Below are 13423 nucleotides of genomic sequence, written 5' to 3'. Positions count from 1 at the left end.
GTATCGTTTACGCAACGGATTGGGTGTGCCGCAAAAAAAACACTGTCATGGTGCATGAATGCTTGCTTTGCTGCCTGGCCGCTGCTATGCGCGCAAGCGTTCTGGAGCGGGAGTATGATGAGCAACCTTTACAAATCTCCGCCCAGCATGCTGCAGACTCCCGATGCCTTTGTCCCCCTGATCGACCTACCCGAACCGGCCCCGGCCGCCACCGAGACGCTCACCTTTGTCTTTTACCGTGGGCGCCTGCTGTTGCGTACGCCCGAGCTGATCCTGCCCACTGCCGCCGAGGCGGCCGCGCTCGATATCGACTTGAGCCGCGCCCAGCCCGTGGGCCTGTGGCAGGGCCGCTATTGCCAGACCGTCTGGACCGATGACGAGCTGCTGCCCGCCGACAGCGGCTTGGCCTGGCACGGCATGCGCTCGTTGTTCCATGCTGTCGACGACGCCTTCCTGGGCCTGGCCAGCCGCGCCGCGCAGCTGGCCGAGTGGGCGCGCACGCACCGCCATTGCGGCGTGTGCGCCGCGCCCATGCAGCGCACGCGCGGCGAACGCTGCTTCACGTGCGCCGCCTGCGGCATGCTCGCCTATCCACGCATTTCGCCAGCCATGATGGTACTCATCCGCAAGGGCGACTGCGTGTTGCTGGCCATGCACAAAGATTCGCCATCGCAGCGTTTCAGCCCGCTGGCTGGTTTCCTGGAAGCGGGTGAATCGATCGAGGAAGCCGTGCACCGCGAAGTGATGGAAGAGGTGGGTTTGCGCGTGCACAATCTGCAGTACTTCATGAGCCAGTCCTGGCCGTTTCCCCATTCGCTGATGATCGCGTTTACAGCCGATTACCTCGATGGCGAGATCCGCCTCGACGAGAACGAGATCGCCGAGGCGCGCTGGTTTGGCCCCGGCGATGCCTGGCCGGAAGCGAGTTCGAGCGTGTCGATTTCGGCGCTGCTGGTCGGCGCGCACCGTCCGCCAGCGGCATAGGAAAGGCAGGGCGGTTCGGGCAGCTTGTCGCATTTTCTATATACTGGCGGCAATTGCAAATTTTAGGGTGGTTTAGCATGTCTCAAGAAGAATTTTCCGAAAACGACTGGCGCCGGCTGATTAGCAGCTTTGGTGAAGATCCGCAGCGTCCTGGCTTGCTGGAAACGCCGATGCGCGTGGCCAAGGCGTGGAAGCACTGGACCTCCGGCTATAGCCAGGATCCGGTGGACTTGCTGAAAGCCTTTGAAGATGGCGCGGAACAGTATAACGAGTTGATCGTCGTGCGCGGCATCCCCGTCTACAGCCATTGCGAACACCATCTGGCGCCCTTCTTTGGCAAGGCCACCATCGGCTACGTGCCCAACGGCAAGATCGTCGGCCTGTCGAAACTGACGCGCCTGGTCGATTGCTTCTCCAAGCGCCTGCAAGTGCAGGAACGCATGACGATGCAGATCGCCAATGCCCTGATGGAAGTGCTGGAACCGAAATCGGTGGGCGTGGTCGTGCGCTGCCGTCACCTGTGCATGGAAAGCCGGGGCATCCGCACGCCGGGCGAAGAAACCATCACCTCGGCCATGCTGGGCGAGATGCAGCCGAACCTGGCGCTGCGCACGGAATTTTTGGCCCTGGCACGCGAAAGCTGATTGTTTTCGGCGGCGATGCAGGACGAAGGCGGCGCGATGCCGCCTTTTTTATGTTTTTCCGGATTCCCGTTGCGCCAGATAGCGCGCCGGTGGTTTGCCCACCGCCTTGCGGAACATGGTGACAAAACCGCTGGTGTTTTCATAGCCCAGTTCCAGCGCCACCGCTTTCACGCTGTGGCCCCGCGCCAGCCCTTGCAAGGCAAGAATGACGTGCAATTGCCGGCGCCAGCGGCCCACGCTCATGCCCATTTCTTCCAATGACTGCCGGGTCATGCTGCGCTCGCTCATGCCGATGCGGCTGGCCCATTCCGCCAAGGTGCTTTTATCGGCCGGCTGCGCCAGCAGCAGGGCGGCCAGGCGGCGCAGCCGCACATCGCGCGGCATCGGCAAATGCAAGTCTTCCACGGGTGCCGCGGCCAACTCATCAAGCAGGGTGGCCACCAGGCGTTCCTGCGCGCCATGCAGCGCGGTCAGGGTGGGAAAGCCGGCTGCCTTGGCGATGAGTTCGCGCAGCAGCGGCGAGACGGCCACGGTACAGCAGACGGCGGGCAAGGCCGGTGCCATGGCCGCCTCGACAAACAGGCAGTAGCATTCGGCCTCGCCCACGCCCTGCGCGGCATGCATCAGGCCGCCCGGTATCCACACGGCGCACTGGGGCGGTACGATCCACACGCCGCTTTCTATTTCGCAATGAATCACGCCCCGCGTGGCGTACAGCAACTGTCCCTTGCGGTGCTGGTGCGGCGCTTGCTCCCATTCCTCGCGCACGCTGGCCAGGCCCAGGGCCAACAGGGGGCGCAGCACGCCGTCGACGTCGAAATCGATGATGGAGGCGGACCCGTCAAGGCCCAACTGGGTGGAGAGCATGCTAGGCAGCAATGGATGTGGCATGGGCGGCGTTTTGGCTGGATTGAATAATATTGTGGCTATTTTATGCAATGACGTCGGGCGCCGCCATCGGTATCGTGTCCCTATCCGCAGCCCCGCTTCAACGGCAACCGCTGCCGCCAGTGTTCTGATGAAGGCCGGGAGGAACGGCAACCCCCCATAGGAGTCTCCCATGCAACTCGATATCACCGATTTCCCCCTGGTCTGGATCCGCCGCGATCCTGCCGCACACCATCACGACGCTGCCTTGTTCGCCCAGTTCGAGGCCCTGCTGGCACGCCAGCAGGCGTTTGTCATTCTCAGTGAAGAAGGCCTGGACGAGGACGGGCATGCGCATCCGCAGGATGAGCGCAAGCGCGCCGTGCTGTGGATGAAGCGGCACAAGGCCGCTCTGCGCGCGTATATCCAGGGCATGGTGCTGGTCGAACCGAGCGCGGCCAAGCGCCTGGCGGGCAAGGCCTTTGCCGTCATGTTTGGCCAGTTCTGGGGCTACCCCCTGCATTTTGGCACCAGCCGCGACGACGCGCTCGATATCGCGCAGCATTTGCTCAAGGCGTGGTTGCCGCCGCGGCTGCCGTCAGGCGACGGTAGCACGGCCGTGCATCAATAACGATAGTCGTTGACAAAATGCTTGGTGAAGTTGTACTTGCTGCCGCCGTCGAGCAGGTCGACCAGGCGTTTCGGCGCCGAGGCCGACATGAAGGCGTCGGCTGCGCCGCCCGTGCTGCGGAACTTCATGCCGGGGCTGAGGATCTGGTTGGCGCCGATTTTCAGGTGCTGGAAGCTTTTCGTCTTTTCATTGTTGAGGACGAAGTGCAATTCCTGCTTGAAGGTCAGGAAGGGAATCTTCAGCCACCAGCCTTCGTCCGTGCCATAGCTGGCGACGCTGGCAAAATGCGTGTTCTTGTCCGTCAGGGTGGGTTTGCCCAGGCGGTCGTTGATGCGTTTCATGGCTTCATTCTTGGTCATGCTGTTCTTTCGTGATTCATCGTGATTCGTCGTGTATCCGCCGGTGTGCATTTTGACACACGCACGCCACCCTCGCCTGCCTTGCGGTAGCCTGTCTGCCTGCCTTTTTATTGCAACGCAGCATGAATTCTCATCAATTGTCTCAACGCATTAACAACACCGGGCAAAAATCATTGCTTGCCGGCATTGTAAATATTGGTCGTTCGAGCGTATGCTGGAGACGTCTGAACGGTGCCGCCCGAGCACCGTCGCCGCCGCATTCCTGGCCTGCCGGGCAGGAAGCGGGCCACGCCCCTCGCCAAAAATAGATAGTTGGAGACACAGCATGAAAAAATTGACGTTCCAGCAGAAGTTATGGATCCCCCTGATTTGCAGTCTGTTATGCATCACCGTCATTTTTGTCTATAACGCCCTGGAAATTCGCAAGATCCGCATCGAAGAGCGCAGCGCCGACCTGAGCAATGCCGCCGACCTGGGCTTGGGCGCCGTCAAGATGTTCGGCGACCTGGCCGCCAGCGGCGCCTTGACGAAGGAAGAGGCGCAAAAGCAGGCGACCGCCGTCATCAAGAGCATGCGTTTTGGCGAGACCGGTTATTTGTCCATCATCAACCTCGATGCCGTTGTCGTGATGAATCCCGCCGCGCCGCAAACCAACGGCAAGAACATGGCGGACTTCAAGGATGCCAACGGCACTTATCTGTACCGCGACATCGTTGCTGTCGGCAAGAGCGATGCGGGCAAGGGCTTCGTCCACTATTATTTTCCCCGTCCGGGCCAGAAAAACCCCGAACCGAAGATGAGCCGCGTGGTGGCCTACAAACCGTGGGCCTGGACCCTGGTGGTGGGCGTGTATATGGACGATATCGATGCGGCCTTCCGCCAGTCACTGCTGACTTCGCTGGGCGTGCTGGTGCTGGTGTGTGGCTTGCTGGCTGCCGTCGTCGTCGTGATCAACCGCAGCCTGCGCCATGCGCTGGGCGGCGACCCGGAGTATGCAGCCGACGTGGCTGAAAAGATCGCCAACAACGACTTGAGCGGCAACGTGCGCACGCACGCCAACGACCGCCACAGCGTGCTGTACGCAATGAAAACCATGCAGGCCAACCTGGTCGATGCGATCAGTGAAATCCGCCACAGCGCCGAGACGATCGCCACGGCATCGAGCGAGATTGCGAGCGGCAATATGGACTTGTCGGCGCGCACGGAAATGCAGGCCAGTTCGCTGGAAGAAACAGCGGCTTCGATGGAGGAATTGACCTCGACCGTGACACAAAACGCGGGCAATGCCGTGCAGGCCAATGAACTGGCACAGTCCGCTTCTGCCGTGGCGCGCCAGGGTGGCGCCGTGGTGGCGCAAGTGATCGGCACCATGGACACCATCAACGCCTCGTCGCGCAAGATCGTCGACATCATCGGCGTCATCGATGGCATCGCCTTCCAGACGAATATCCTGGCTTTGAACGCTGCGGTGGAAGCGGCGCGTGCCGGCGAACAGGGCCGCGGCTTTGCCGTGGTGGCGTCGGAAGTGCGTAATCTGGCCCAAAGATCGGCTGGCGCAGCGAAGGAAATCAAGGAACTCATCGGCGCTTCCGTCGACAGCATCGCGGCCGGCAGCACTCTGGTCGCACAGGCGGGTACGACCATGGATCAGGTGGTGGCCAGCGTTTCGCGTGTGACCGACATCATGGCCGACATCACGGCCGCCTCGCACGAGCAAAGCACGGGCATCGGCCATGTCAACCAGGCGATCACGGAAATGGATAGTGTGACGCAGCAAAATGCGGCACTGGTGGAAGAGGCGGCAGCGGCGGCGGCCAGCATGCAGGACCAGGCGGCCGTGCTGGCGCAACTGGTGGCGCGCTTCAAACTGTCGGCGCAGGAACCGGGAACGTCGCCGCGCCTGGCGACAAGTTCGGGTGGCGCGCCACGCGCCGTGGCGAAAAAGCCGCTGCGCAGCCTGGCGGCGCGCTAAGAAGTTATTGCGCTGGTGCCGCCGCTTGCGGCGCCGGTTCGAATTCCAGCTTGTCATCGACGACCACGAATTGCCCGACCGGCTGGCCCAGGTCGGCTTTCGGGTCGTTTTCCATTTCGGTCAGCGCATTGCAGGTAGTCGTTTCCGCCTGCCACAGTTGCTTGCCCATGCGGATATTCCACAGGCCATCGCCGGCAGCAAACAGCTCGACCTTGATGTCGGCGGGTGCGTCGGTCGACAGGATATGCAGGCGCTGGCATTGCGGCAGATTGGTGGCCATCAGCTGCACTTCCACGGTATCTTGCCAAAAATAACGTTGCTGGCGGCGCACGGTCAGGGAATGGTCCTGGCCGTCGAACAGATAGATGGCGAAGTCCTGGACACAGCCTGACAGCAGGACGGACAGCATGACGATCAGGAGTTTGCGCATGGTCGGCTTTCTTGGTTTGTTCTCTGGAATGTCGGGATGCCTGCGTGACGGCGCTAGTGAATGCTTGCCTTGCTTGGGCGCCGTCTTGTTTTTCGCTTACGTGGCATTATATCCATGCATATCAGTTGCGGCGCGACAATAGTTAGGCCAAGTTCGCCTGCCCTACTTATCTACCTGGAAAGACCACGATGATCGACCTGTATTACTGGACCACGCCCAACGGGCACAAAGTGACGATGTTCCTGGAAGAAGCGGGCATCCCCTACAACATTATTCCCGTGCATATCGGCAAGGGCGAGCAATTCAAGCCCGAATTTCTCGCCATCGCGCCGAACAACCGCATCCCCGCCATCGTCGACCAGGCGCCGGAAGATGGCGGCGCGCCCTTGTCCCTGTTCGAGTCGGGCGCGATCCTGCAATACCTGGCCGAGAAAAGCGGGCAATTCCTGCCGGCGGACGTGCGCGGCCGCGCCGAGGTCATGCAATGGCTGTTCTGGCAAATGGGCGGACTGGGTCCCATGGCCGGGCAGAACCACCATTTCGTGCAATACGCGCCGGAGCCCATCGACTATGCGATCACGCGCTACGTCAATGAAACGAACCGCCTGTATGGCGTGCTGAACAAGCGCCTGGCGGACCGTGCCTTCGTAGCCGGCGACAGCTACTCCATCGCCGACATGGCGATCTACCCGTGGATCGTGCCGCACGCACGCCAGCGCCAGAAGCTGGAAGATTTCCCGCACCTGGCGCGCTGGTTCGCGGCCATTGCCGCGCGTCCCTCCACCGTGCGCGCGTATGCGCGCGCGGCCGAAATCAACGTGCAGCCCACCGTCAGCGGCGACGCGAAAAGCGTGTTGTTCGGGCAGACGGCGAAAACTATCGGCTAAGCTTCATTTCCCCCTCAGTTACCCCGATACGTGGAAAAGCCGAAAGGACTGAGCAGCAAGGGAATGTGATAGTGCTGGTCAGTCTTTTCCACGTGAAATTGCACGGGGATTTCCGGGAAGAAGGTTTCTTGTTTCAGGCGCGCATAGTGTTCGCCTGTTTTAAACACGATGCGGTAGTCGCCCGCCTGCATGGGCGTCTCGGCCGGATACATGGCCGCGATGCGCCCCTGCGCATTCGTGACGGCGCTGGCCAACTGTTGCCAGCCTTCGCCTTTCTTTTGCTCCAGGGTCACCGTCACGCCCGCCGTCGGCTGGCCGCTTTGCAAGTCGAGGATGTGCACGCTCAAGGGATTGGCGGCGGCCAGGGCCATGCTGGACAGGCTGGCGAAGGTCAGGGCGGCAGCGGTTTTTTTCAGGTAGTTCATCGTGTTCCTTTCAAGGTGTAGGGAGATCGAGTTCAGGGATGGAGGACAGGGCTGCCTGGGCGCAGGCGCGGTCTTGCTGCGCGCCACCGCCGCCAGCGACGCCGATGGCGCCGACCACTTGCCCCTGCGCCATCAACGGCAGGCCGCCACCCAGCAGCAACAGCTCCGGCACGGTGCTCAGGTTGGCCATGTCCGGATTGTTGCGGGCAGCCACGGCCAGCGTGTAGGTATCACTTTTGGTGGACAGGGCTGTGTATGCCTTGCGCCGGCTGGCATCCGTGTTGTGGGGACCGACGCCATCGGCGCGCTGTACGACGACGACATTGCCGCCACGGTCCAGTACGCTGACGACGATGTGCCGCCCTTGCGCCTGGCAAGCGGCCATGGCCGCGTTGGCCAACTTGTTGGCCGCTGCCAGCGAGAGGTCATCGACCGTGCGTAATTGAGCGTGGGCTGGGCTGGCCAGCAGGCACAGCAGGGTACTGCCGAGTAACAGGGTTTTCATCTGGCATCCATGGAATAAAGTGGTGCCAGTATGCCCAGTGTTGCCCTACGCGAAGATGATCGCCGCATGACATTTTTATCATCCGCAGTGGCCTGCGTGCGGCGTAAAATACTTCAATTTCCCTTAAGAAAGCTGCCATGCGTATCCTGGTCATCGAAGACGAACCGAAGACGGGCGACTATTTGCTGCGCGGCCTGGCCGAGTCCGGCTTTACGGTGAGCCTGGCGCGCAATGGCCGTGATGGCTTGCACATGGCCAGCACGGAAGCGCCCGATCTCATCGTGCTCGACGTCATGCTGCCCATCATGGACGGCTGGCAAGTCTTGCGCGCACTGCGCCTGCAAGAGGGCGGCGCGGACGTGCCCGTGATTTTCCTCACGGCGCGTGACGAAGTGCAGGACCGCGTCAAAGGGCTGGAACTAGGCGCCGACGATTACCTGGTGAAACCGTTTGCCTTTGCCGAGCTGGTGGCGCGCATCCGCACCCTGCTGCGGCGCGGACCGCCGCGCGAAGATGACGTCATCCGTATCGGCGACATGGAAATCGATGTGATGAAACGCAAGGTCAGCCGGCAAGGCCAGCGCATCACCCTGACGGCGAAAGAATTCGGCTTGCTGCATTTATTGGCGCGGCGCCAGGGCGAGGTCTTGTCGCGCTCCATCATCGCTTCGCAAGTGTGGGACATCAATTTCGAGAGCGACACCAACGTCATCGACGCGGCCATCCGCCGCCTGCGCAGCAAGCTCGACGACCCGTTCGAACCCAAGCTGATCCACACCTTGCGCGGCATGGGCTATGTCTGCGAATTGCGTGCGCCCACGGTGCCTGAGAACGGCGCCACGCAATGAAGCTGGCGGAACTGCGCCGTTCGCTGACCCTGCGCGTCACCGTCGTCTTCGTGCTGATCGTGGCGCTCGTGTCGGCCGGGCTGGGCATGCATCTGTACCGTTCATTCGTGGCGGAAATCGAGCGTCGTGACGACATCTTGTTGCTGGGAAAACTGCGCCAGATCCAGCAGCTACTGGGCAATGCGGGCACCCTCGATATCATCCGCGAGCGGCCCCAGTATTTCCGCGACACCATGAGCGGGCAAGAAAATTCCCTCGTGCGCATCGTGCGCGCCGATGGCACGCGTTTGATCGATGTCAATCCGCATGGCGAGACGGTGGCGCATGCTGTTCCCGTGGCCGTCGATGCGCCGGTCACGGCTGCCGCCATCGTCAGCTGGACCAGCCGCGACGGCTATCCGGCCAGGGTCGTGGCGGCCAGCGCGCGCATTGGCGACCCGGCGCAAATGGTCGACATTTCTGTCGCCAGGGTCTACGGCGACCGCACGGCCATGTTTGCCGCCTACCGCTGGCAGATCGTCGTGTCGGTGGCCGTCAGCGCGCTGGTGGCGGCCATTCTGGCCAGCGTGATGCTGTTGCGGGGGCTGCGGCCGTTGCGCAATATCGCCGCCCATGCGGCCTTGGTGCGGCCCGGCAAGCTGGGCCAGCAGCTGGAGGCGCGCGGCGCGCCGACGGAACTCTTGCCTTTGATCCAGGCGCTCAACGCCATGCTGGCGCGGCTGCAGGAAGGCTATGCGCGGCTGTCGCAGTTTTCCGCCGACCTGGCGCATGAATTCCGCACGCCCGTCACCAATCTGCTGGGGCAAAGCCAGGTGATGCTGGCCCGTCCCCGCAGCGCGCACGAGTATGAGCAGCTGGTGTCGTCGAATGTGGAAGAGCTGGAACGGCTGTCGCGCATGATCGACAGCATGCTGTTTTTGGCGCGCGCGCAGCAGGATGAAATGCTGCTCGTTAAGCAAGTCTTGCCCGTGCAGGAGGAGTTTTTGCGCCTGGCCGATTTCTTTGAAGGCTTGGCCGAAGAGCGGGGGCTGGCGCTGGCCTGCCACGGCAGCGGCGCAGTGACAGCCGAGCCGCAACTGCTGCGCCGCGCACTCGGCAACCTGCTGTCGAACGCCATCCGCCACGCGGCGCCAGGCAGCACCATCTTGCTGCGTTCGCACACGACGCACGAGGGCGTGGAATTGAGCGTGAGCAACCTCGGTCCCGCCATCCCCGCGCGCCACCTGCCGCACCTGTTCGAGCGCTTTTACCGCGCCGACCCGGCCCGCAGCGACTCGGCCGCTTCCACAGGCCTGGGGTTGGCCATCGTCACGGCCATCATGCAATTGCATGGCGGCAGCGCGACCGTGGCGTCGGATGCGGCCGCCACGACGTTTTCCCTCGTTTTCCCAGCGCAGGAACGCGCGTAGGTCGGATTAGGCCACGGGCCGTAATCTGACCTACGCAGCAAAGCATGGTCACGTGGCCTTTAGCCCATCTCCACCAAAAACTCATGCATGCCCGTATGCGGCAGTTGCGCGCAGGCGGGCGCAAAATGCGGCAACTGTCCCCACAGCAGCGGGTTGCCGACGATGTACACATAGTGTTGTGCACGCGTGAGGGCCACGTTGAGCAGGTTCGGCGTGCTGGCCGCCCACTGCGCGGCGCCCGCCGTGCTGTCGTCGGCGCCGAGAATCAGCATCACCACGCTTTGCTCCTTGCCCTGGAAAGTATGCACGGTGCCCACCATCTGGCTGCTCCACTGGCGCAATTCGCGCACCGTGGGGGCCTTGCCATAGCCGAGGCGGCGGTCCCAGTCCAGGTCGACGATGCGCGAACGCAATTCCTTGCGCACGGCCTTGAACGGCGTAATCAGATACATTTCCGGCAGCTTGCCGTCGCGGCGGTACAGTTTCAACAGCACTTCCAGCACGAAATCGAGCTGCACGGGCACCACCTGCTTGTAGCTGACGGGGCCGACGGCGTCGATCCAGCGGCTGGGACCGCGCGTGAGGCCGCGCGCGCTGGCCGGCGGCGTGCGTTCGCTCAAACCATAGACCATCTTGTCTTCATAGGCGATGCTATTGGCCAGCGAAAACATTGGCTCCACGCAGCGGCGGTGCACGCGCAAGGGGCTGCCTATCCACAGGGGCTGGGCGCTGCCGGCGCCGACATGCGCGCCATAACGATTGGCCTTGTCGGCCAGGGTCTGCACGGAAACGCTTGTCGGTGCGTAACTGCCATCCTGCGTATGCGGCGACAGGGCGGACAGGGTTTGCACAAGGCGGCCCGGTACAGTAAATACGGGTTCGATTTGCAGCGGGTCGCCCACGACGACAGCGCGCCTGGCACGCCACAGGCTACCCAGCGCCGCTTGCGGCACGGCCTGGCCCGCCTCGTCGATGAACAGCCAGCCCAGCGATTCGGGACCCATGCCCTGGAACTGGCGCGCGAACGAGGCAAACGTGGTCGACACAACAGGCACCACCATGAACAGGCTGTGCCACACCATGGCGATATGCGACTGGTCATAGGCGCGCTTGTTTTTCAGCAATTTCGACACGGCCAGCAAGTTGCCGCCAAAGCCGGGTCCGCCTTTTTTCGCCACTTCCGCCAGCCAGGCTTCATGTAGCGCCAGGGCCTTGGCGAACAAGCGCGAGCGCAGTCGCGCCAGGGCTGGCTCATGCCACAGGCCGGCTATCTGCAGCGCGTCGCCGTCCAGCTCGTCCAGGGTCGCTGGCGCGATAATGGTGGGGAAACGCATGCGCGCGCGGCGCAGCAGTTCCGTGCTGTCATCCCATTCGCGCTGGCGCGACTGCGCCGTGCGCAAGGCGATGTGCAGGCAGTTGCGGGCGCGCTCGCAGCGCGGCTCCAGTTCGCCTTTCAGCAGCAGCTTGATGGCGGAGACGTCGCGCGCGGCCTGGCGCTGCGCCTCGGCGTTGGCGATGACGGCGTCCTTGTAGGCGCGCGCCGGTGCCGTGCGGAATAAACGAGCAAAGAAACCCGGCTGCGTCAGCGCCACCAAACGTTCCTCTTCCAGCAATTCCTTCTTGCTGGCGAGCAAGGTGTCCTGTTGCGCCAGCGCGCTGGACAGGGCGCCATTCGCCGCATCCATCTCTTGCTCGGCAGTAATCAGCGCTTGCTGGCTGGCCTGGGTGAAGTCGTTTTCCGTGCAAGTGCCCACGGCTTGCCAGAGGGCCGCGTATTGGGCGTGCTCGGCCAAGGCCTTTTCCACCACGTGTTCCGTCTCACGAAACTCGCGCGCCGCCTGGGCGAAGCTGACGCCCTGGTAGCTGGCCAGCCACTGGCGGATATTCTGCGCGTTCGGCGTTTTGCGCGCCGTGCTCTTGTCCCAGTCGTCGTCATAAAAATTGCTGACGAAGCGGCGGCGGTTGGCACTATTGCCCAGCGCACAGGACATCAAGCCCCATGGCGCCTCTGCATCGCTCAAGGCGCGGTTGGCGCCATTGCCGTCGGCCACGACCCGGCGCGCGACGCTTTCGAAATAGCGCGTGCGCGCCCATTCCTTGCCCAGCTGTTTGGGTTTTGGCAAGTCGCCGGAAATGTTTTCCACCGCCGCATTGTTCGACGAGGCGACGACCATTTCAAAGCCCGTCAGTTCCGGGCGCAGGCGGGCAATCGTGATGGGGTCGCGCACGCCTTCGAAGGCCACGGCGACCTTGCCGATGAAGGCGTCGCCGGCGCGGTCCAGGCAAGACAGCACGGCCGCGCGGCGCACGATGTTGTCGGCGAACAATTCGCGCAGCAAGGTCGTCTTGCCCGTGCCGGGCGGGCCGTTGACGGAAAAGATACCCCGCTCGCTCAAGCCCGTGCGCGCGCCGTGGATGGCGAACTGCTGCATCAGGCTCATGGCGTAGCTGGCGTCTTCCAGCCAGTGTCCGCGGTTCATGTTGGCCGGGTTGAGCATGGCGGCCAGCGCCTGGCGTCCGGCCGGGCTGTACAGGTCGATGCGTTCATCCTGCGCCAGCGGCGTCAGATAGGCGGCGACTGTCGCGGGCAACTTGCCGCCGCGCAAGGCGCGGATGATCTGTTCCAGGTCATCGAGGTAAAAACTGTTGAGGATATCGATGCTTGGCTCCACCGCGTCGCCAAAGTCCAAGGTGCGGTTCTGGCTGGACTCAAGCGTATCGGCTTCCGTTACGGCGGCGCGTTTTTTGCGCGTGCGCAATTCCAACACGGCCAACGGCTGGCCGGCCGACGGGTGGAAGCCGGCCCAGTCGCGCAGCAGGTCGGCCAGGGCCGCGATTTCCATGCCGGAAAGGGGCGCCGACACATTGCCGGCCTGGTCCGTCACTTGCTGCGGGGCGCGGGCGGCGGCGAAGTTGCGCAGACTGTCTTGCAGCGTCAGCTGGCTGTCGCTGAAGGCATCCAGGCTCAGGCCCGACCAGTCCGGCGTGCGGGCGCGGCCCAGTGCCCACGGCAAGGTCGACACGGAAACGGGATCGAACTGCGGCTCGCCCAGCGCATTGAGGTTCAGGCGGGCAAAGCACGAGCGTCCGGCCAGTTCCGTCTTTTCTGTTTCGGCAATGTTTTCCGGGCCGTTGGCTGGCGGACAAGCCTTGTTGATTTCGGCCTTGTCGAACACGCCGAGGAACAGCGAGAAGCCGTCGATTTCGCGGTCGGACGGTACTTGCCATTGCGTGGCGAACTGCAGCGGCAGTTGCGCCAGCTGTTCGCGCTGCAGGAGACGCACGGTGGACTGGTCTTCAACGTCCGTGATTTGATTCAGGTCAAACGGGATAAAGAATTCGATCTTGTGCCAATACTCCAGGATAGCCAGGAGGCGCTGCTGTTCTGCCTGATTCATGATGACCAATATTTTGTAAAGCGAGCGAGGATTGTAAAGCGTATGCGCGCTGCACGTTTTGCAC

13 protein-coding genes are annotated in these 13423 nt (G+C 62.8%); 7 read left to right on the top strand and 6 right to left on the bottom strand.

What is annotated here, in order from left to right; all coding sequences use genetic code 11:
• Positions 1–147: 147 nt before the first annotated feature.
• Together nudC and folE are read left to right on the top strand one after the other, a co-directional pair.
• On the top strand, positions 148–984 hold the full coding sequence (nudC, locus tag ACQ4W7_RS25275; RefSeq protein WP_426074003.1) for an NAD(+) diphosphatase: 837 nt from the start codon (positions 148–150) through the stop codon (positions 982–984).
• Between the two features lie 77 nt (positions 985–1061).
• Positions 1062–1628, top strand: a complete 567-nt coding sequence (gene folE, locus ACQ4W7_RS25270) for a GTP cyclohydrolase I FolE (RefSeq protein WP_426073895.1) — start codon at positions 1062–1064, stop codon at positions 1626–1628.
• 48 nt (positions 1629–1676) lie between these two features.
• Here the strand turns inward: folE and ACQ4W7_RS25265 are convergent, their stop codons facing one another.
• Positions 1677–2495 (bottom strand): AraC family transcriptional regulator, encoded by an 819-nt coding sequence (locus ACQ4W7_RS25265; protein ID WP_426074002.1) that lies wholly within the window; start codon positions 2493–2495, stop codon positions 1677–1679.
• Between the two features lie 193 nt (positions 2496–2688).
• On the opposite strand from ACQ4W7_RS25265, the gene ACQ4W7_RS25260 reads away from it, so the two are divergent.
• A complete protein-coding gene (locus tag ACQ4W7_RS25260; RefSeq protein WP_426073894.1) occupies positions 2689–3126 on the top strand; it encodes a hypothetical protein in 438 nt (145 codons plus the stop codon).
• Here the strand turns inward: ACQ4W7_RS25260 and ACQ4W7_RS25255 are convergent.
• Entirely contained in the window at positions 3120–3485 is a 366-nt protein-coding gene (locus tag ACQ4W7_RS25255) for a hypothetical protein (RefSeq protein ID WP_426073893.1), read from the bottom strand. The genes ACQ4W7_RS25260 and ACQ4W7_RS25255 overlap by 7 nt on opposite strands.
• A 325-nt stretch (positions 3486–3810) precedes the next feature.
• On the opposite strand from ACQ4W7_RS25255, the gene ACQ4W7_RS25250 reads away from it, so the two are divergent.
• The gene (locus ACQ4W7_RS25250) at positions 3811–5457 is read left to right on the top strand and encodes a methyl-accepting chemotaxis protein (RefSeq protein ID WP_426073892.1); all 1647 of its coding nucleotides are present in this window, start codon (positions 3811–3813) and stop codon (positions 5455–5457) included.
• Positions 5458–5461: 4 nt separating this feature from the next.
• Here ACQ4W7_RS25250 and ACQ4W7_RS25245 read toward each other — a convergent pair whose 3' ends face one another.
• Positions 5462–5887: a hypothetical protein gene (locus tag ACQ4W7_RS25245; RefSeq protein WP_426073891.1), complete on the bottom strand. Its 426-nt coding sequence runs from the start codon at positions 5885–5887 to the stop codon at positions 5462–5464.
• 188 nt (positions 5888–6075) lie between these two features.
• On the opposite strand from ACQ4W7_RS25245, the gene ACQ4W7_RS25240 reads away from it, so the two are divergent.
• Positions 6076–6774 (top strand): glutathione binding-like protein, encoded by a 699-nt coding sequence (locus tag ACQ4W7_RS25240; RefSeq protein ID WP_426073890.1) that lies wholly within the window; start codon positions 6076–6078, stop codon positions 6772–6774.
• Positions 6775–6788: 14 nt separating this feature from the next.
• On the opposite strand, the gene uraH is transcribed toward ACQ4W7_RS25240, so the two are convergent.
• Positions 6789–7199 (bottom strand): hydroxyisourate hydrolase, encoded by a 411-nt coding sequence (uraH, locus tag ACQ4W7_RS25235; protein ID WP_426073889.1) that lies wholly within the window; start codon positions 7197–7199, stop codon positions 6789–6791.
• 10 nt (positions 7200–7209) lie between these two features.
• Complete coding sequence (locus ACQ4W7_RS25230) at positions 7210–7704, bottom strand: GlcG/HbpS family heme-binding protein (protein WP_426073888.1); 495 nt, start codon at positions 7702–7704, stop codon at positions 7210–7212.
• A gap of 137 nt (positions 7705–7841) precedes the next feature.
• Between ACQ4W7_RS25230 and ACQ4W7_RS25225 the strand changes: the two genes are divergently transcribed.
• Together ACQ4W7_RS25225 and ACQ4W7_RS25220 are read left to right on the top strand one after the other, a co-directional pair.
• Positions 7842–8552, top strand: a complete 711-nt coding sequence (locus tag ACQ4W7_RS25225) for a heavy metal response regulator transcription factor (protein WP_436534163.1) — start codon at positions 7842–7844, stop codon at positions 8550–8552.
• The gene (locus tag ACQ4W7_RS25220; protein ID WP_436534161.1) at positions 8549–9961 is read left to right on the top strand and encodes a heavy metal sensor histidine kinase; all 1413 of its coding nucleotides are present in this window, start codon (positions 8549–8551) and stop codon (positions 9959–9961) included. Before ACQ4W7_RS25225 ends, ACQ4W7_RS25220 begins: the two co-directional genes overlap by 4 nt.
• 59 nt (positions 9962–10020) lie before the next feature.
• Here the strand turns inward: ACQ4W7_RS25220 and ACQ4W7_RS25215 are convergent, their stop codons facing one another.
• Complete coding sequence (locus ACQ4W7_RS25215; RefSeq protein ID WP_436534159.1) at positions 10021–13359, bottom strand: DEAD/DEAH box helicase; 3339 nt, start codon at positions 13357–13359, stop codon at positions 10021–10023.
• Positions 13360–13423: the final 64 nt, after the last annotated feature.

It is taken from the genome of Janthinobacterium algoris (assembly GCF_051380935.1).
In the GTDB taxonomy this organism is placed as follows: Bacteria; Pseudomonadota; Gammaproteobacteria; order Burkholderiales; family Burkholderiaceae_D; genus Janthinobacterium.
Note: the sequence above shows the minus strand (reverse complement) of the source record. Positions and strands in the feature narration are given on the sequence as shown.